Annotated in this window: 17 protein-coding genes and 1 pseudogene; 9 read left to right on the top strand and 9 right to left on the bottom strand. The window is 70.1% G+C overall.

Annotated elements, in window-relative coordinates; genetic code table 11:
• Positions 1-137: 137 nt before the first annotated feature.
• Positions 138-863: pseudogene (gene recO, locus NNI01S_RS13835) on the top strand (DNA repair protein RecO); the annotation flags it as partial.
• A gap of 313 nt (positions 864-1,176) precedes the next feature.
• On the opposite strand, the gene NNI01S_RS13830 reads toward recO, so the two are convergent.
• Positions 1,177-1,557, bottom strand: coding sequence for an Aca2/YdiL-like domain-containing protein (locus NNI01S_RS13830; protein ID WP_063020452.1), 381 nt, complete (start codon positions 1,555-1,557; stop codon positions 1,177-1,179).
• Between the two features lie 122 nt (positions 1,558-1,679).
• On the opposite strand from NNI01S_RS13830, the gene NNI01S_RS13825 reads away from it, so the two are divergent.
• Positions 1,680-2,495, top strand: a complete 816-nt coding sequence (locus NNI01S_RS13825; protein ID WP_157114762.1) for an isoprenyl transferase — start codon at positions 1,680-1,682, stop codon at positions 2,493-2,495.
• Positions 2,496-2,509: 14 nt separating this feature from the next.
• Positions 2,510-2,920 (top strand): YbjN domain-containing protein, encoded by a 411-nt coding sequence (locus NNI01S_RS13820; protein WP_063020451.1) that lies wholly within the window; start codon positions 2,510-2,512, stop codon positions 2,918-2,920.
• A gap of 20 nt (positions 2,921-2,940) precedes the next feature.
• Here NNI01S_RS13820 and NNI01S_RS13815 read toward each other — a convergent pair whose 3' ends face one another.
• Positions 2,941-3,558 carry a TetR/AcrR family transcriptional regulator gene (locus tag NNI01S_RS13815; protein WP_063020450.1) on the bottom strand — a complete coding sequence of 206 codons (618 nt, stop codon included), beginning with the start codon at positions 3,556-3,558 and terminating at the stop codon, positions 2,941-2,943.
• 102 nt (positions 3,559-3,660) lie between these two features.
• Between NNI01S_RS13815 and NNI01S_RS13810 the strand changes: the two genes are divergently transcribed.
• Positions 3,661-4,632 carry a hypothetical protein gene (locus NNI01S_RS13810; protein WP_063020449.1) on the top strand — a complete coding sequence of 324 codons (972 nt, stop codon included), beginning with the start codon at positions 3,661-3,663 and terminating at the stop codon, positions 4,630-4,632.
• A gap of 83 nt (positions 4,633-4,715) precedes the next feature.
• Here NNI01S_RS13810 and NNI01S_RS13805 read toward each other — a convergent pair whose 3' ends face one another.
• The 3 genes from NNI01S_RS13805 to NNI01S_RS13795 form a co-directional block, all read right to left on the bottom strand.
• Positions 4,716-5,681 carry a hypothetical protein gene (locus tag NNI01S_RS13805; protein WP_157114761.1) on the bottom strand — a complete coding sequence of 322 codons (966 nt, stop codon included), beginning with the start codon at positions 5,679-5,681 and terminating at the stop codon, positions 4,716-4,718.
• A 127-nt stretch (positions 5,682-5,808) separates the two neighbouring features.
• Positions 5,809-6,243 carry a Fur family transcriptional regulator gene (locus NNI01S_RS13800; protein ID WP_063020447.1) on the bottom strand — a complete coding sequence of 145 codons (435 nt, stop codon included), beginning with the start codon at positions 6,241-6,243 and terminating at the stop codon, positions 5,809-5,811.
• Between the two features lie 3 nt (positions 6,244-6,246).
• Positions 6,247-6,597 carry an ArsR/SmtB family transcription factor gene (locus tag NNI01S_RS13795; RefSeq protein ID WP_063020446.1) on the bottom strand — a complete coding sequence of 117 codons (351 nt, stop codon included), beginning with the start codon at positions 6,595-6,597 and terminating at the stop codon, positions 6,247-6,249.
• A gap of 195 nt (positions 6,598-6,792) precedes the next feature.
• Between NNI01S_RS13795 and NNI01S_RS13790 the strand changes: the two genes are divergently transcribed.
• Complete coding sequence (locus NNI01S_RS13790) at positions 6,793-8,184, top strand: glycine--tRNA ligase (RefSeq protein WP_063020497.1); 1,392 nt, start codon at positions 6,793-6,795, stop codon at positions 8,182-8,184.
• Between the two features lie 48 nt (positions 8,185-8,232).
• Here the strand turns inward: NNI01S_RS13790 and NNI01S_RS13785 are convergent, their stop codons facing one another.
• A complete protein-coding gene (locus NNI01S_RS13785) occupies positions 8,233-8,622 on the bottom strand; it encodes a DUF1707 domain-containing protein (RefSeq protein ID WP_063020496.1) in 390 nt (129 codons plus the stop codon).
• A gap of 44 nt (positions 8,623-8,666) precedes the next feature.
• Positions 8,667-9,275 (bottom strand): TenA family protein, encoded by a 609-nt coding sequence (locus NNI01S_RS13780; RefSeq protein ID WP_063020445.1) that lies wholly within the window; start codon positions 9,273-9,275, stop codon positions 8,667-8,669.
• A 70-nt stretch (positions 9,276-9,345) separates the two neighbouring features.
• On the opposite strand from NNI01S_RS13780, the gene NNI01S_RS13775 reads away from it, so the two are divergent.
• A complete protein-coding gene (locus NNI01S_RS13775) occupies positions 9,346-10,608 on the top strand; it encodes a phthiocerol/phthiodiolone dimycocerosyl transferase family protein (protein WP_245676093.1) in 1,263 nt (420 codons plus the stop codon).
• A 36-nt stretch (positions 10,609-10,644) separates the two neighbouring features.
• Here the strand turns inward: NNI01S_RS13775 and NNI01S_RS13770 are convergent, their stop codons facing one another.
• Entirely contained in the window at positions 10,645-12,618 is a 1,974-nt protein-coding gene (locus tag NNI01S_RS13770) for a TPM domain-containing protein (RefSeq protein ID WP_063020444.1), read from the bottom strand.
• 31 nt (positions 12,619-12,649) lie between these two features.
• Between NNI01S_RS13770 and NNI01S_RS13765 the strand changes: the two genes are divergently transcribed.
• The 3 genes from NNI01S_RS13765 to NNI01S_RS13755 all read left to right on the top strand — a co-directional run bounded on the left by NNI01S_RS13765 (position 12,650) and on the right by NNI01S_RS13755 (position 15,344).
• Positions 12,650-13,327 (top strand): MBL fold metallo-hydrolase, encoded by a 678-nt coding sequence (locus tag NNI01S_RS13765; protein WP_063020443.1) that lies wholly within the window; start codon positions 12,650-12,652, stop codon positions 13,325-13,327.
• A gap of 70 nt (positions 13,328-13,397) precedes the next feature.
• Positions 13,398-14,078, top strand: a complete 681-nt coding sequence (locus NNI01S_RS13760; RefSeq protein ID WP_063020442.1) for a YdcF family protein — start codon at positions 13,398-13,400, stop codon at positions 14,076-14,078.
• Positions 14,079-14,084: 6 nt separating this feature from the next.
• Positions 14,085-15,344, top strand: a complete 1,260-nt coding sequence (locus NNI01S_RS13755) for a deoxyguanosinetriphosphate triphosphohydrolase (protein ID WP_063020441.1) — start codon at positions 14,085-14,087, stop codon at positions 15,342-15,344.
• Positions 15,345-15,354: 10 nt separating this feature from the next.
• On the opposite strand, the gene NNI01S_RS13750 is transcribed toward NNI01S_RS13755, so the two are convergent.
• Entirely contained in the window at positions 15,355-18,546 is a 3,192-nt protein-coding gene (locus NNI01S_RS13750) for a hypothetical protein (RefSeq protein ID WP_063020440.1), read from the bottom strand.
• Between the last annotated feature and the right edge of the window lie 181 nt (positions 18,547-18,727).

Raw genomic sequence — 18,727 nt, 5'->3', positions numbered from 1 at the left:
CCCGGCTCGCGTTTGCGCGGCCGCCGCGTACGCGACGAAGGAGCAAGCGGCGGCCGCGCAAACGCGAGCCACAAAGGGGCCGCGAACACCCAGCGCCGCAGGCGCTGGCAAAACAAACACAGCATTAGACTCGGCACGTGCGTTTGTATCGGGACGAGGCTGTTGTGGTGCGCCAGCACAAGCTGGGTGAGGCGGACCGCATCGTCACGCTGCTCACGCGACAGCACGGACTGGTGCGCGCGGTCGCCAAGGGGGTGCGGCGGACCAAGTCGAGGTTCGGGGCCCGGTTGGAGCCGTTCTCCTACATCGACGTGCAGTTGCATCCCGGGCGCACGTTGGACACCGTCACACAGGTGCACACGATGGAGGCGTTCGCCGCCGACATCATCGACGACTACGGGCGCTACACCACCGCGTGCGCCGTTCTGGAGACCGCCGAACGTCTGGCCGGGGAGGAGCGCGCGCCCGCGCCACGGCTGCACGCTCTCACGGCGAGCGCCCTGCGCGCCATCGCGGCCAAACAGCGGCCGCACGAACTGATCCTGGACGCTTTCTTGTTGCGCGCCATGGGTTTCGCGGGCTGGGCCCCCGCATTGGACGAGTGCGCCAAGTGCGCGACGCCGGGTCCGCACCGAGCCTTCCATGTGGCGGCCGGTGGCGCGGTGTGTGTGCATTGCCGTCCGCCGGGTGCCGCGACGCCCGCCCCGGGGGTGCTCGATCTGTTGGTCGCCTTGTTGCGCGGGGAGTGGGAGCGGGTCGAGACGACGCCCGAGGCGGTGCGCAGGCAAGCCAGCGGCCTGGTCGCGGCGCATCTGCAGTGGCATCTGGAACGTCAGCTGCGCACTCTGCCGTTGATCGAGCGGTCCAAGGACGCGGCCGGTCGTATTCCACCTGGGGACGCGTCGGGTGGGGTGCGAGCAGTGCGGCCACAGGAGAGGACGCGACCGGACGAGGTCGGTGGACGGTCCGCGCCGGGCAGGCAGCCGGAGGGGAGGGCGTTGCCCGATGAGGTTCATGCGGAGGCAGCGCAGGGGAGGAAACCGCAGGAGGAGACGCGGCCGGACGAGGTTCGTGCGCAGTCGGCGCAGTACCGAGCGGAGGCCGGGCAGCCGCAGGAGTGGGCGTGGGATGAGATCCGTGCTCGATCCGCGCCGGGCGCACTGCGGGCCGGGCCGCCTACTCCACGAATTGAAGTTCTACCTGGGGCAGCTCGTTCATGACGCGGGCGCATACGGCGCGGTGCCAGGTGGCCGGATAGCGGGTATCCGGCTCGTGCTTGCAGTAGTCGTCGTTGGTCCGGTAGGTGTGCAGGCGGGGTGAGATCTCTCCGGCGTCGATGGCGTCGACCATGGCCTCGACCACCTGATCGGTCTCGTCCGCGATGGCGGCGAGTTCGCGGGCCGCGGTGTCGGGGATCTGGAAGGCCCCCTTCTCCCAGCGCTCGACCGTGCGCTCCGCGACCGCGAAGAACCGCGCGCACCACGGCACCGGAAGTCCGAGTAGTTCACGAGTGGCCCGGAAACCCGCGGCGGTCGCGGTGCCTGGTAAATCGGTCACGTCCGAGAAACCCCTCCCCAGTATCACGATAGGGAAAAGAATAGGTCACCGGTGCCGGTGGGAACCGTGGAATTCATCAGGAAGGAACACGGCAGTGGGGGCGGTGGAAGCGATCAGGCAGGATAGAGGCCGTGATCCTCCGCCGAGACTCCGCCACCGCGACCGCGCCCGAGCGCGTGGGCGTCCGCCCGCCCGCGCCGCATCCGTCGGGAGCTCGGCCGCCGCAGCTGCCGCCGGAATTGGTGCCCAGCCATGTCGCGCTGGTCATGGACGGCAACGGGCGCTGGGCCCAGGAGCGCGGGTTGCCGCGCACCGCAGGTCACGAGCGTGGCGAGGCGGTGCTGATGGACACCGTCGAGGGCTGTATCGAGATCGGCGTCAAGTGGCTGTCCGCCTACGCGTTCTCCACCGAGAACTGGCGGCGCAGCCCCGAGGAGGTGCGCTTCCTCATGGGCTTCAACCGCGACGTGATCCGCAGGCGCCGGGACGAGATGCACGAGATGGGTGTCCGGGTGCGCTGGGCGGGGCGGCGGCCGCGCCTGTGGCGCAGCGTGATCAAGGAATTGGAGATCGCCGAGGAGCTCACCAAGGACAACACGGTGATGACGCTGACCATGTGCGTCAACTACGGCGGCCGCGCCGAAATCGCCGATGCCGCAAGGGAGATCGCGCGCCGGGTGGCGGCGGGCGAGATCGATCCGGAGAAGGTCACAGAGGCGACGGTGGCGAAATATCTGGACGAGCCCGACATGCCGGACGTGGACCTGTTCCTGCGCCCCTCGGGCGAGTTCCGCAGCTCCAACTTCCTCATCTGGCAGTCGGCCTACGCCGAATTCGTCTACCAGGACACGCTTTTCCCCGACTTCGATCGACGCAACCTGTGGGAGGCCTGCCTCCAGTACGCTTCGCGGGACCGCCGTTTCGGCGGCACCAAGTGAACGGCGGCACGAATATGGACGCAGCGGTGACTCCGGACCGGGAACTCCAGGCGCGGGCCGGTGCCTGCCTGTCGAGCTACGGCGTCGACGTGCGCGTCGACGCCGACGGGTCGCTGGGCTTCGAGTACGAGGGCGCGCTCTCCTCGCTGCGCGCGGTGAACCTGGCGCCCGGTTTGGACGTGCTGAGCCTCACCTGCGTGCTGGCTTGGGATCGGCCGCTGAAAGCGCAGCTGCACAAGCGCGTCGCCGAACGCAACAACGCGCTGCAATTCGGTTCGCTCACGGTGATCGCCCGCGGCGGCCTGGCCGATGTCATCCTGCGCTACACCTTCCCCGCCGCCGGCCTCGACGATCAGGCCCTCACCACCATGCTGCTGCTCGTGCTGTCCAACGCGAGCCGAGCCAGGCAGGGTCTGCTGCCCTGAGGCGGCGCGGCCGCACCGCCTCATCCGGCGATCGGATCGGCGGGCTCGCCGTAGGGGAGGAGGGTGCGCACGCCGCGCGCCAGTGTCTGCGGGTCGAGGTCGCCCAGAATGAGGTGCTGGAGGATGAATCCCGGCAGCAGTCCGATGATCGCTTTGGCCACGGCGTCGATGTCGGCGTCTTCGGGTAGCCAGCCTTTGTCGCGCATCCGTTCGGCGTAGACCACCCAGAGCGCGCGCATCGCGAACATCGTGTCGCGGACCATCACCGCCGCTTGCGGATGCACCAAGGCCAGCGCCCAGGCTTGCGGCGCCAGTCGCACCGGGCCGTCGGGTCCGCTGCGCCGCACCACCTCCTCCGCGATCATGGTGATCAATTCGGCGGGCGTCGGCAGCGGATCGTGGCGGATCGCCTCGTCCATGGCGATGCGCAGCGACACCGTCGTTTCCGTGGCGAGTGCGGTGATCAGTTCGTCCTTGCTTTTGAAGTAGCGGTAGACCGCGCCGGCCGAGAGTCCGGATTCCGCGAACACATCCTGCATGGAGGTCTCGTGGAACCCCTTGCGGGCGAAGCAGCGCCGCGCGGCGTCCAGGATCTGCTGCCTGCGGCGTTCGAGGTGCTCTTCGGTGACTCGGGGCATGGGCCCAAAGTAAAACGAATATCCGTTCTTGACAACTTCCCGACCCCGTGCGACGGTAGGCGCAACTAAAAAGAACGAGCATTCGATTTTTAGGAGAAGGTCATGAACACCATGCCGCGGGCGTTCGCTCTCGGCCTCGGCGCCGCCCTGCTCCAGGCGCTGATGCTGATCGCGTTCGCCTGGCCTGCCGCCAACATCGCGCCGCGTGACCTGCCGCTGGCCGTCACCGGCCCGCAGGCCGCGATGGTCACCGGCAAGCTCGCCGAGCACAGTCCGGGCGCCTTCGAGATCAGTACGCCCGCGGACGAGGCCGCCGCGCGTGCCGCGATCCAGGACCGGGAGGTGTACGGCGCGATCGTCACCGGCGACGGACCGCCGCGCGTGCTGGTCGCCTCCGGCGCGAGTCCCGCTGTCGCGCAGCAACTCACCCAGATCGGGCAGCAGCTCTCCGGTGCGCCCGCCGCACGAGTCGAGGACGTGGTGGCCGCCGACTCCGACGATCCGCGCGGCACCGCGTTCGGCGCCATGGTGCTGCCGCTGGTGATGTCCGGCATCGCGGCCGGTGTGCTCCTGGCACTGCTGATCCCGGCGATCGGCGGCCGCCTGATCGGACTGGCGACCTTCGGCGTCGTCGGCGGACTGCTCGGCATGGCGATCATCCAAGGCTGGATGTCGGTGGTGCCCGGGTCCTACCCGGCGCTCGCGGCGGTCGCCGGACTGGTGTCGTTCGCGGTGGCCGGCGCGGTCGTCGGGCTGGCCGCCGTGCTCGGGCGGGCCGGAATCGGCATCGCCGCCCTCACCATGCTGCTGATCGGCAACCCGTTCTCGGCGGCCACGTCCGCGCCGGAGCTGCTGCCGCAGCCCTGGGGCGCCATCGGGCAGTTGCTGCCCCCGGGTGCGGCCGCGTCGCTCCTGCGCTCGATCGCGTTCTTCGACGGCGCCGCCGCGACCGGGCCGTTGGTGGTGCTACTGGTCTGGGCCGCGGTCGCGCTCGCGCTGCTCGGTGTGGCCGCGCTGCGCGGCCGTCCGGCCGAGACGCGGGCACCGGCTCGGGACGCGGTCCCGGTCGGCTGAATCGAGTCCGCCCGGTCCGGGACGGTCGTCACCGCAGCCATTCCCGTCGGGGATTCCCCGGCGGGAATGGCTGCGGGATCGGATCAGTCGATGGTGAACGACAGGGTTGGCGCGGTGGCCGCGCCCTCTTGCTTCTGGGCGTTGTAGGTCACCGTGTAGGGGCCGGTGCCGGGGGAGGGAACCACGAAGATCACGTAGTTCTTCGGGTTGTCGATGGTCTCGTTCGCGTTGAGCAACTCGTTGATCGGGCCGCGGATGTCGGCGGCCACGGTCTGGCCGCCGGGAGTCCGGACGGTGAAGTAGTCGTAGTAGATGTTCGTTCCGCCCGCGGGGATGCCCGGCCCGCCGACGAGTTCGATGCGCAGGGCCAGGTCGGATTTGCCGTTCTCGTTCTCGGTGTAGCTCGGGCTGATGCGGCCGCCGGTGACCCGGATGGTCGTCTGGTCCTGCACCAGGGTGCCGGTGACGGCCAGCGTCTTCGGCCGGACGCTGTCCACCTTGCCCGCCGCGGCGAGCGGGATCGTGGTCTGGTTGTCCGCCGCCTGGCCGTAGACGATGGTCATGGTGTCGATGAGGTGCTCGGCGTCCTTCGCGGATTGGAAAGACGTGGTGGCCGTGCCGGTGGCCGCGCCGTTGCCGGGCACCGTGGGGCTGTCGAAGACGGCCCCGCCGTCCACCTCTCTGCCGACCAGCAGCGACGGTGTGATGCTCAACGCGCGGTTGTCCGGCGTGGTGTTCTTGTAGGTGATATCGATGCGCACCTTCGCGCCGCCGTACTCGTCCGGCACGACCGTGGCCTTGTCCACGGTGATGTCGAATCCGTCGTACCAGCCGGTTTTGCCGACGGTGCGGACGGTCGACTGCCCGCTCGTCCCGCCCGGCGCGGTGGCGACCGCGGTGGCGGTGGCCGACGGGACCGCCACCGGCGTGCCGTCCTCGTCCTGGCACGCCGAAAGCAACAGCGCCGAGGCCACGACGAGCGTGGCCCCGGCGACGGTGACGGCCCGGCGGCGCACCGGGTGTGCGAATGAGTCGATGGTGGTTGACACGCTGCCTCCCCAGCAGATGGCGGATCCTTCGTGCCGGACCCGGATCGGTCCGGGGCCGCGAGGATCTCGCCGATGAATCTTCGCTGGTCGCAGCCGCGTTAACCGGACACGGCGGGAAGCGGGCCGATTACCTCTCTGCTCGGCGTGCCGTCCCGCATGTCGTGCAGGTGCCGAACACCTCGAGGGTGTGGCTGATCTCGGTGAAGCCGTACTCGCCCGCGATCGCCTCGGCCCACGCCTCCACTGTGGGGCCCTCGACCTCCACGGTGCGGCCGCAATGCCTGCACACCAGGTGATGGTGATGGCCGGTGGAGCACTGGCGGTAGACCGACTCGCCGGAGTCGGTGCGCAGCACGTCGACCATGCCCGCGTCGGCCAGCGACTGCAGCGTCCGGTAGACGGTGGTCAGGCCGATGCCCTCGCCGCGCTTGCGCAGCTCGTCGTGTAGGTCCTGCGCGGAGCGGAACTCGTCGATGTCACCGAGCAGCGCGGCGATGGCGCTGCGCTGCCTGGTGCTGCGGATGCCGACCGGTTTCTGCGGAACGGTCGTGTTGTCTGGCACGAATCACCCTTCCTCGGCGTGCGCGACGGCGTCGACGACGATGTGCGCCAGGTGGTCGTCGACGAGTTCGTAGAGCACCTCGCGACCCGAACGCTCACCGTGCACGACACCGGCGGCCTTGAGGATACGCAGATGCTGACTGACCAGCGGTTGCGTGACACCGAGCGCGTCGACCAATTCGTGCACACACCGCGGTGACTCGCGCAACTGCAGCACGATAGCAATCCGGACCGGCGCGGCCAGCGCCCGCAACAACTCACCCGCGTCCTCCAGCACGGCTCGCGGGGGTACCGGCGCCGGTCCGGGCGACCGATACGGGTTGTGCGGCGGCGCCGCGGCGGTCTCGGCGGTCATTTCACCAACTCCTTAATGGAAAGCATTACCAGTTTGCATATGCACAGGTGCGCATGTCAAACAGGCACGCCGAACCGTGCGGTTGAAACCGCTGCGGGCGCTGCCGATAGGCTGGGCACAATCGCGGTCTCGACACAAAACTATCGTGTCGGGGCAATGCAAAAATCCGACTCGCAGTGGATGGAGAATTCTCGCGTGGCACCCAAGTCGAAGGTGGACACCGTTGCCAACCTCGCCAAGCGCCGGGGTCTGGTGTACCCGTGCGGTGAGATCTACGGAGGCACCAAGTCGGCGTGGGATTACGGGCCGCTGGGCGTCGAGCTCAAGGAGAACATCAAGAAGCAGTGGTGGCGCGCCATGGTCACCGGCCGTGAGGACGTCGTCGGCCTGGACTCCTCGGTGATCCTGCCCCGCCAGGTGTGGGTCGCCTCCGGCCACGTGGGCGTGTTCAACGACCCGCTGGTCGAGTGCCTGCACTGCCATCACCGCTTCCGGCAGGACCACCTGCAGGAGGCGTACGCGCTGAAGAACAAGATCGATGACCCGGACACGGTCTCGATGGAGCTCGTCGCGTGCCCGAACTGCGGCACCGTCGGCCGCTGGACCGAGCCGCGCGACTTCAACATGATGCTCAAGACCTACCTCGGCCCGATCGAGTCCGAGGAGGGCCTGCACTACCTGCGCCCGGAGACCGCGCAGGGCATCTTCGTGAACTTCGCCAACGTGATGACGACCGCGCGCAAGAAGCCTCCGTTCGGTATCGCGCAGATCGGCAAGAGCTTCCGCAACGAGATCACCCCGGGCAATTTCATCTTCCGCACCCGCGAGTTCGAGCAGATGGAGATGGAGTACTTCGTCAAGCCGGGCGAGGACGAGGAGTGGTACAAGTACTGGATCGAGACGCGGTTCTCCTGGTACACCGATCTCGGCATCGCCGCGGACAACCTGCGGCTGTTCGTGCACCCGAAGGACAAGCTCTCGCACTACTCGGCGGGCACCACCGACATCGAGTACCGCTTCGGCTTCCAGGGCAACGAGTGGGGTGAGCTGGAGGGCATCGCCAACCGCACCGACTTCGACCTGAAGACGCACTCCGAGCACTCCGGTACCGAGCTGAGCTTCTTCGACCAGAACACCAACGAGCGCTACATCCCGTACGTCATCGAGCCCGCGGCGGGCCTCACTCGTTCGCTGATGGCCTTCCTGGTGGACGCCTACGCCGAGGACGAGGCGCCCAACGCCAAGGGCGGCGTGGACACCCGCACGGTGCTGCGCCTGGATCGTCGCCTCGCGCCGGTGAAGGCGGCGGTACTGCCGCTCTCGCGCAACGCCGACCTCACGCCGAAGGCGAAGGACCTGGCCGCGCAGTTGCGCAAGAACTGGAACGTCGAGTTCGACGACGCGGGCGCGATCGGCCGCCGCTACCGCCGCCAGGACGAGATCGGCACGCCGTTCTGCATCACCGTCGATTTCGAGACGCTCGACGACCAGGCGGTGACCATCCGCGAGCGCGACACGATGACCCAGGAGCGCATCGCGCTGGACAAGGTGGAGGGCTACCTGGCCCAGCACCTGATCGGCGCCTGAGTTCGCCGCGCCGCCCCGTGGTCGTTCCCGGCCACGGGGCGCTGTCGTTCAGGCGCCCTTCTTGCGGGTGGTGATGCCGATCGTGGTCGGGATGAGCAGCGCCAGGCCCCACGGCACCGCGACCCAGAACGGCCAGAAATAGCCCGCGCCGGTGGCCAGATAGATCGCCACGCACAATACGTTGACGAAGACCCACGGCGTCCACATGATCGTGATCCACTGGGGGATGCCCTTTGCGCGCGCCGGCTGCGAGTCGCGTTGCGCGGGAAGGTCGGACAGCAACGGCGTCAGCTCGCCATAGGTCTTGGCGGAATACACCTGTTGCAGCCGATCATCGAATTCGGCCAGCGACAGCCTGCCCTCGTTCATCGCAAGGCGCAGCCGGTCGATGATCTTCTCCCGATCGGCGTCCGACGCCCGCACGTGGTCCTGACTCACGATGTGAGCGTAGGTCACCCGGCCGGTGGCGGGAAGGAACGAGGTCAGCGGGGAACGTCCCAGAACGCCAACTCGTGCCGCAGGCCCTCGCGGAAAAGCGATTCCGCGCGGGCCGGGTCCGCGCCGGACTCGTCGATCATCTGCGCGCAGCGACGGGTCAGGGCCGCGAAGCCCGGATCGGCGTAGGTGTCGACCCAGCGGCGGTAGCGCGGTTCGGCGGGCGGCCGCTGCGCCAGTCGCGCGCCGAGCGTGGAATATCCCCACATGCACGGATACAAGGCGGCGAGTCCCTCGCCGTAGGATGCGGCGGAGTCCAGCAGAAACGCCGTGTACGCCGCGCACGGGCCGCCTTTGACGGCGCCGTCGAGATCGGCGCCGAACTCGGCGGCCAGCGAGCGGTGCAGCGACAGTTCCTCGTGATAGGTGGCATGCGCGAGGTCGACGAGGTCACCGAGATGGGCGGCCGGAGCCTGCCAGGCGAGGCGCGCGAACACCCGGACGTAGTCGAGCAGGAACAGGTAGTCCTGCTCCAACCAGGACCGGAAGACCGGTTCGGGCAGGGTGCCCTCCGCGATACCCACCACGGTGGGATGGGCGAGTTGTTCGTCCACCGAGGGCAGGCCGATCTTCTCCAAGTGCGCCGCGAGACTCATACCGGCAGTCTTCCGCATCCGTCCGCCCGGTCGGTTTGCACCCGTGCCGGTGGTGCCGCACCCTTGCGGTGTGTTGAGGGATGAGGACGCTCTGATTCGGACGCTCGCGCCGTCGGAGCAGCGGTTCGTGCGGCACGGCACCTATACGGGCCGGTCGGTGTCGGTACGGGGAGCGCTGGATGTGACGGCGCTGCGGGAAGCCTTCGCGGCGTTACGGCGGACGTGTCCGGTGATCGGTTGCCGCATCGCCGAAGAAGCTACGGGACAGGGATATCTGCTCGCCGCGGACGAGACGGCCTGGACCCCGGTTTCCGTACGTGGAGGTGACGTGGCGGTGATCGGCATTCCCGCGATGGATCCGGCGGTGCAACTGGCCTATCTGGACGTGGTCGGTTCGGGCGCGGAGGAATGGCGGATCACGCTGTTCGCTCACCACAGCGTCGCCGACGCGGGCCACTGCGTCGAGCTGCTGTCGCGACTGTGGGGCCTTTATAGCGATGTCGTCGAACGGCAGCCGGTAAATGCTGTCGTGCAAGATATTCCGCAGTCGTTGGAGTGGCATGTCGCGGCCCGCGGCATCACCAGGACCGCGACGTCCGGATTCGAAGACGTGACCAAGCCGCTTCCGCTGGAGGCACGCGACGTGCCGCCCGGCAGTGCGCAACCGGCGCCGAGCTCGCTCACCCGCCCGGTGCGCGTGCGGCTGAATCGCGAGGCCACCGCCCGGATCACCGAGCTCGCCCGCGGCACCGGCGTAACGGTGAACGGCCTGCTGACCGCCGCGCTGCTGCGTGCGTATGCGCGTGAGACCGTCGGCGGCGCAACATCGTTGGGCTGTCTGTACCCGGTTGACCTGCGCGCCCGGCTGGATCCGCCGGTCACCGCGGCGGCGGGCACCAATATGGCCGGGCTCGCCTGCTTCGCGGCCACCGTGGACCCTGCCGCCAGCCCGCTCGAACTGGCACAGCGGATTTCGGCCCGTCTGACCCGCGACCTGTCCGAAGGCGTCGTGCAGCAGTCCGTGCTGCACTTCCCGGATATCTACGGCGAGAGCAGGATTCATTCACTGGCCGGGCACATCGCGGTAACCAACACCGGAGTCGTCCCGGTGTTCCGCACGCCCCCCGGTCTCGAGCTCACCGATTACGAGATCGTCTACGTCTCGGCGCATCCCCGCCCGTCCGCGGGCGCGTCGGCCGCGGTCACGTTTCTCGGCTACACCTTCGCCGGCGAGCTGGCGGTCGGCGTGCTCGGCGGCGGCGCGCACGCCGACGGCCTGCCCGAGGCGGTGCGGGCCGAGCTGACCGCCTTGACGGCGGCGGGCGGCCGCTGATCGGCACGCGTGCCGGGTCTCCGGATCGAGTCGCGATCAGAACCTCCCGCCGCGACCGATCCGCCGAGAACCGGAGGACCCGCCGTAGGACCCGGGGATCCAGCCGCCGCCGGAGCGCCGGGCGCCGCTCGCGGCCCCGCGCAGGAGCCCTTCGAGCAGGATGCCGCCGAGCACCGCTCCGGTCTGGGCGCCTCCGGAGGGCGTCCGCGTCGCCTCCCAGGCCCGCACGCCGGCCTGCGCCTCCTGCAGCGCGCGCCCGGCCAGATCCGCCGCCGCCTGCGCGCGGCGCAGCGCGTCGGCGGGGTCGCTCGCGCTCAGCCGCTGCGCGTCGTCGAGGTTGCGCTGCGCTTCCGACAGGCGGGTGCGGGCGTCGGCGTCGATGCCGCCGCGCCGCGTGGTGACGTAGTCGGCGGCCGCGCCGATCCGGGCGCGCGCGTCGGTGAGCGCCCGATCGAGTCTGCGTCGCAGGTCCTCGGCGGCGAGTTTGCGATCGGTGGCGGCCGCGACGGCGCGGTCGAGATCGGCATCGGCGGTGACGGCGTCGTGAAAGGCGCTCAGCGGATCGGCGTCCGCCGCGGACGTCGCCTTCGCCAGCGCGGACTGCGCCGCGGTGCGGGCGTCCGCCAGCTCCGGCCCGCCGTAGCCGGACAGCTCGGTGGCGGCGGTGAGGTCGCGGCGCAGCTCGTCCAGCACGCCCGGAAGGCCGTCGCGGGCCTGCTGGATCGCGGCCGCCGCATTGTCCACCGCGTCGAGCAGGGCGCGGGCCTGACCGATCGCGGCTTCGGCGGCGCGAATCGCGGCGACCGCGCCGCCCTGCTCGCCGACCGGCTCGGCGAGCGCGGACCGTCCCGCGTCGATGTTCTGCTCCGCGAAGTCGATGCGCTCCCGCGCCATTCGCACGTTGTCCTGGATCGGCGCGAGCACACTTGCCGGATGGGTGGCGGTGAGCCTGCTCAGCTCCGCCTCCGAGTGCGGGATCCGGGCGGTGACGTCGACGACGTCCCTGATGAGCGTGTCCAGCCGGTTCGCGGCATCGAGCAGCAGATCGCGCATGGCGTCGAACTCGGTGACCTGTGCGTCGAGTGCGCGGTCGGCGCGCCCGACGGTGCCGATCAGCTCGACCAGCGCTGCGCGCTGCTCGTCGGCTGTCTCCGGGATGGCGTCGTCGAGGCGCTGCCGGATCGCGAACGCCTCGGCGGCGGCGGCCTTCGCCTGGTCGAGGGCGATACGGAAGGGCATGGTGGCGGTAGCGCCGAACTCGCCGGCGGCCAGGTCGAGTTCCTCGCCGCTGGTGCGGATCGCGTTGTCGATCTCCACCAGCACCTCCCTGGAGCGCGCGTGCAGCGCGTCCAACGGCAGCGCGGACAGCGCCGCCGTGTTCTCCGGATCCAGTTGCCGCGCCGCGGCCAACTCCGCCGCGGACCGGTCGCGACGCCGTTTGCGCGCGTACCAGACGAGGCCGCCCGCAACCAGGACGACAAGCAGACCGATCACCAGCAGCGCGCGCACGTTCACCCCGCCGCCGCGCATCGCCGCGTCCAGCCCGTCGGCGGTCGCGACCCCCGCGTCGGCCCACCGCCCCTCGCGCAAGGCCGGTTCGAGGTCGCCGAGCAGGATGTCGTCGAGTTCCGAATCGCTCACCCCGCCGGGCACTTGGCCCTCCAGCCAGTACGCGCGATCCTCGGTGGCCACCGCGAGCAGCAGATCCCGTTCGCCGAACCCGGACATCGACGCGGTGCGCCGGGCCCAGTCCCGCGGGTCTTGCCCGTCGAAGCCGCGCACGTACACCACCCACAGCCGGATCCGCTGGTCGGCGTAGAGCCGGTCGACCGCGCCGCGCACCCGATCGAGCTGACCCGCGTCGAGCGCCCCGGCCTGGTCCTCCACGTAGGTGTTCATCCGCAGCGGAGGTTCCGCCGCGAGCTGCGCAGCGCCGAGCAGGGAGATCGCGGCCAGCAGGACGCTGATCACGAGCGGGCGAACGAGGCCGATCCGCGGCGGCAGTGACATGGCACGAATCTAGCTCGCTAGCATCGTTTCCGTGATCACCATCGATCGCCCGTACAGCGGCCATGTGTCCCCGGATTCGAACCCGCAGCAGCGCGATGTCCCCGGCGCGCGCATCGTCAAGATGTCCGTCGGCGGCATGGACAACAACTGTTACCTGGTGCAGTGCACCAGAACCGGCGCCGCCCTGCTCATCGACGCCGCCAACGAAGCGGCGCGCATCGCGGCCCTGGTCGAGCAGGAAGCGCCCGGGCAGGTCCAGCTGATCGTCACGACCCATCAGCACCGCGACCACTGGATGGCGCTGCGCGAGACCGCCGCCGCCACCGGCGCCCCGACCGCGGCGCACCCGCTCGACGCCGACCCGCTCCCGGTGCGCCCCGACCGGCTGCTCGCCGACGGCGACACCGTCACCGTCGGCGAGCTGGTCTTCGAGGTCATTCATCTGAGTGGCCACACGCCGGGCTCGATCACCCTCGCGCTCACCGATGGGGCGGGACGCACGCACCTGTTCACCGGGGACTCGCTGTTCCCCGGTGGCGTCGGGCGCACCACCTCCCCGGAGGACTTCGCCTCGCTGTTCACCGATGTCTCCGCCAAACTCTTCGATCGCTACCCCGACGACACCGTCGTCTATCCCGGCCATGGCGACGACACGACCCTCGGCGCCGAGCGTCCCGCCCTCCCGACCTGGCAAGAGCGCGGCTGGTAACCGCCCCTGACGGTTACCGCACGAGGCCCCGCGCCGCTCCTGGCAGACTTGGGGTGTGGATTTGCCAACGATGCGCACCCGGGCTCTCCCGGCGCCCGACCCTGCCCGGCCATACGGCTTCGGCGCCGGGTTGCTGCGCTGGACGCGGCGGCTGGTCGTCGGTTCGGTGGTGATGGGGGCGGTGCTGGTCGGCGGGACCGCCTTCCGGGTGTGGCAGGTCGCGCGCATCGAGGACTACGCGAAGGCAGACGCGATCGTCGTACTCGGTGCGGCGCAGTACTCCGGTACGCCGTCCTCGGTTTTCGAAGCGCGACTCGACCAGGCGTACAAGCTGTTCCGGGCCGGTGTCGCGCCGCGGGTCATCACGGTGGGCGGCAAGCAGGAGGGCGACCTGTTCACCGAAGCCGCCTCGGGCAAGAACTACCTGCAGGCGCGCGGCGTGCCCGCCGACAAGATCCTCGCCGTCGAAACCGGTTCGGACACTTTGCGCAGCATCGAAGCCGTGGCGACGGCGATGCGGGCGCGTGACATGTCGTCGGCGGTGCTGGTCAGTGATCCCTGGCACTCGCTGCGCACGCGCACCATGGCCCGGGACGAAGGGCTGGACGCGTGGACCGCCCCCACCAGAACCGGCCCCGCCGTCTACACCCGCGAATCCCAGGCGCACGGCATCGCCAGGGAGACCGGCGCCTTGCTGTGGTACCAGCTAACCCACTTCTCGGCGGACTTCACCTACACGGCAGGACAGTGACGCCCGATGAGCGGCCGGTACACCGATCACGACACCGAACGCCTCGTCGTCGAGGGCGCCAAGACCGCGGGGCTCGGCCCGCCGCGCAGTGAGTTCGAGACCGGCCACCGGACCGAATTCGCCCGCGACCGGGCCCGCGTGCTGCACTCCGCGGCGCTGCGCAGACTGGCCGACAAAACGCAGGTCATGGGTCCGCGCGAGGCGGACACGCCGCGTACCCGGCTCACCCATTCCCTGGAGGTCGCCCAGATCGGCCGCAGCATCGCCGACGGCCTCGGCTGCGACCCGGATCTGGTCGACCTCGCCGGATTGGCCCACGACATCGGCCATCCGCCTTACGGCCACAACGGCGAGAAGGCGCTCGATACCTTCGCCGACGCCTTCGGCGGTTTCGAAGGCAACGCGCAGAACCTCCGCATCCTCACCCGTCTGGAACCCAAGGTGCTCGAGCCCGACGCCGCCGGCGCGGGCCTCAACCTCACCCGGGCCGCGCTCGACGCGGCGCTCAAATACCCTTGGGGCCGAACGGGTCCCGGCACCAAGTTCGGCGCCTACGAGGTCGACACCGAGCGCCTGGAGTGGATCCGCAAGGGCGCGCCGGACCGGCGGCGCAGCCTCGAATGTCAGATCATGGACTGGTCCGACGACGTCGCCTACTCGGTGCACGACGTCGAGGACGGTGTCATCGCGGGCCGGATCGATCTGCGCGCACTGGCCGACCCCGCCGAACAGGACGCGCTGGCGGCGCTCGGCCAGTTCCAGCATTCACTGGCTGCCGACGAACTGATCGCCGCCGCGCAGCGGCTGTCGGAACTCCCGGTGGTCGCGGGGGCGTCCGGGTACGACGGCACGTTCACCGCCTCCGTCGCGCTGAAGCGCCTCACCAGCGAACTCGTCGGCCGCTTCGCCACCGCCGCGATCATGGCGACGAGAGAGGTGGCCGGGCCGGAACCGTTGTCCCGGTACGCCGCGGACCTGGAGGTGCCGCGCATCGTCGCCGCCGAGGTGGCGCTGCTGAAGACCGTGGCGCTGCGGTATGTCATGTCCGACCCGGCACACCGGTTGCGGCAGGCCGCGCAGCGCGAACGCATCCTCGCTGTCGCCGATCGCTTGCTGGCCACCGCACCGCGCACTCTCGATCCGGTGCTGCTGCCGTTCTGGAACGCGGCGACCGACGACGCGGCTCGCGTGCGCGTCGTGGTGGACCAGATCGCCTCCTACACCGAAAGCCGCTTGGAGCGGGTCGCGGTGGAACTGAACGTCTAGTCCCGCGTCGTCATGCCGACAGGCCGTCGGAGGACTCCGCTCGGGCCATCTTCACCAGCGCGCCGTGCAGTTCCTTGGCCGGCGCGCCTGCTCGCTCGCCCCGAAGCACCACCTCGGTGAAGCCATCGATCAGGGCCCGGCCGGGATCCAGCAGTCCGAGACCTCCGCCGCCGCCACGCAACGACTCGTTGATCAATGTCCGCAGTGCTTCTTGCCGGGCCCGGAACCCGCCGGCGGCGTCCAGCGCACCCGCGAACTCGCGAGCGACCGCCGTGTACACCGGCCGTTCGGCAGGGCCGCGCCGACGGAAGACCCTGCGCGTCTCCACAGGAGCCGGTGGAGTCAAGGCGGCCCGGTCCAGGACGATCCAGATGGCGGACTGCTCAGCTGTCGGTGTGCGATCCGGCCTCGGACGAGCTTGCGCGTCGTCGGTGAGTTCGACCCCTCGCAGCGGCATCGGATATTTCGTGAGCAGCTCATCGAGTGCGGAGGCGATCTCCCGGATCACCTGGATGTCCACGGTCGCGGTTTCGAATCCGACGACTTCCAAGCCGTGCCGCGCCGACATCTCGCGGGCGATGCGAAGTGCCTCGGATGGGTCGGGGGCGCCGGTGCGCTCGGTGACCGTGGGCCGCTGCGCCGGGCTGTTCCGTTCGATGGGTGCGCGGCCGTGCTTCTGGGCGGACGCGGAGTCGGGCCGTTGGGCCGATGCGCCACGTGTGCCGTGGGTCTGCTGCGGAGGGGCGGGATCGGTCTGGCGGACCGGGTTCGCGGAGCCGGTGGTAGGCGGGACGGACGGACGAGGGTGCGCCACCGCTGTTCGAGGCGCCGGATTCTGCGCCGTGCCGAGCGGATCCGAGTTGTCGGCGGCGACCCGCTGTTGTCCGGATCGGTGCGCGGTGGGGGCGTCATCGATCGGCTTGGGCCGGCCCTGGGCGTCGGGTCTTCGGCCGAGCGCGGCGTCAGTGGGGCCGGGCTGCGGGAGTGGCGCGGATTCGCCCAGTGGGACGATCGTGGGGGAAGCCGTGCCGGTCTTTCGGCTGGCTTCGAACCGGCCCGTGGTGCCCGATGGCTGGGGGAGGCCGCCGGTCTTGCCGGTCCGCGGGTCGGATCGGCCCTGGGCGGTGCCGTCCGTCGTTTCCGTGCCCGGCGGGCCGAGCTGTGGATCGGGCGAAGCGTCGAGCCAGGAGAAACGCAGGGCGTCGATCCACGGAGCGGCGGTCGAGTCGGGGGAGGTGTCGGTTCGTCGCCGCGATACGGGTTCGTCGGTGGCATCGGAGAGCGCGGCGTCCCCGGCCGCCGGGCGGCTCGCGGTGGTATGGGCGATGAAATGTGGATCGGCATCGGCCTCCGGCGCGGAGGCGGACCGTTCAGCAGCGTCCATTCGCGGGGCAGGCACCGGGTCGTCAGGGTTGATCGTCGGCCGCGGAACGGCGGGGGGATCCGCCGGCATGACCGGCGAGGCGGCCGCGCCGATCAGCGGAGTCGCTGCGGAGTCGTCCGGCAGCCAGGTCCGGTCGATGCCGCCGGCCTGGCGGTCGATTGCTTCGCAGCCATCGGTCTGCCGCGTCGGCTCGGGAGGGGGCGCGCCGTCGGTCTCCGAGGCGTGCGCGGGTGCCGGAGTCGAGTCGACGGCCGGGTTGGTCTGCCGCATCGGCGTGGAGTCGCTTTCGGCGTCCGTTGGGCGACTCGTCGGTCTCGGGGTGTCAGCGGTGTCGGGGTGTCGGTGAGATGGGAAGCGGTTGGTCTCTGGGGTGGGGGTGGGTGCTGGGGTCGAGTGGTCGGTGAGGTTGGTCTGTCGGCTCGGTGCGGAGTCGCTTTCGGGGCCTGGTTCGGCGTTCGTTGGGCGACTCGTCGGACTTGGCGTGTTCGTGTCCGGGTGTCGGTGAGATGGGAAGCGGTCGGTCCCGGGGGTGCGTCCAGGTGCTGGGGTCGAGTCGTCGGTGACGCCGGTCTGTCGGGTCGGCGCGTTGTCGCTCCCCGGCCCCGTTTCGGCGTCCATGGGGCGACTTGTCGGTCTCGGGGTGTCCTCGATGTCGAGGTGTCGGGGTGTGTAGCGGTTGGTCGCTGGCCTGCGTGTGGGTGCTGAAGTCGAGTCGTCGGCGCGGTTGGTCTGCGGGATCGGCGCGGAGTCGCTCGCCGGCTCCGGGTCGCGGTCTGCCGGACGACTCTTCGGTCTTGGGGCGTCCTCGATGTCGAGGTGTCGGTGCGGCGTGAAGGTGTCGGCGGTGTCCGGTCGAGGTAAGCGGAGCGCGACGTCTATCTCCGGCACGAACGCGGCTCGCTCGGCAGCATCGATCCGTGGGCGACGCGCCCCGCCGTCAGCCCGGTTCCTCGGCGGTACACCCGCGGTGCGGTTCGGGTTCTCGACCGGCGGGGCGGGCGGTCCGCCGGTCGGCTGGATCGGAGCCGAGGCGTCCGGAGGAGCCGTCCGGCGGGGCCGGGATGTGGTGTCGCTGCGCCGGTTGGTTGCCGAGACGTCCGGAGTGTCCGTCCGGCGGGATGCGGCATCGGTGCGCTGGATGGGGGCGGAGTGGTCGGGGATATCGGCCGGATGGCGGGGCGCGGCGTCGGTGTGCCGGATCGGTGCGAAGGCGTCGGGCAGGTCCGTCCGACGGACAGAGAAGCCTTCGGCCCGTTCGCCGGGTGCGGAACGATCCACGCGGCCCGGCCGCTGGATCAGGCCCGAATCGGCGGTGACGACGGCCGGTGGGGTGGCGGGAAAGCCGTCGGCCATGTCCGTGCGCCGACTGGACGCGGGATCGTCTGCGGCATCGGTCCGGCGAGGTGCGGATTCGGATTGCGCGTATCGCGCCGCGACCGGTGGCCCGGCGGGCGCGGACAGTTCGACCGCCGGAACGGCCACCTCATGGGGCACGGACACTCGCACCGGTGCGCTCGGCGCCGTCGGGCACGGTCGGATCACGCGCCTCGACCACGGGGTCGCCGAGGTCTTCCGGGCCCACGGGGTGGGCATCGCCTTGGGTACGTCCGCTTCGGACACGGTCTCCGAAGCCTGAATTTCCATTGCCGCCGGCGCGAACACCGCGTCGGCACGGAGATCATCGCTGACGAGCGCCTCGGCGTCGGCGATGGCCGCCTTCAGTTCACCGACTGTCCGGGAGGCATCGACGATGAGCCGCTCCAGCGTCGACACGAGCGCGCGCAGTTCACCCGTGTCGATCCGCGACGGCTGACTCACGATGTCTCCCGCCTGTCCTCATCAGGTCGTGCCGCGGTGCGCTGGCCTGCGCCGACTCTCTGATCTCGCGTGACCGAAAGCAAACTGTGGTTCGGTCATTGTCACCCAGATTCGCCGGACCTCTCCGGACTGGGAAGACGGTTTGACAGCTCGTGCGCCAGGGAACAGCTATCGAATCGCA

The sequence above is a fragment of the Nocardia niwae NBRC 108934 = DSM 45340 genome (genome assembly GCF_001613465.1).
Classification (GTDB): Bacteria; Actinomycetota; Actinomycetes; order Mycobacteriales; family Mycobacteriaceae; genus Nocardia; species Nocardia niwae.
This window is presented reverse-complemented; position numbering and strand designations above follow the sequence as displayed.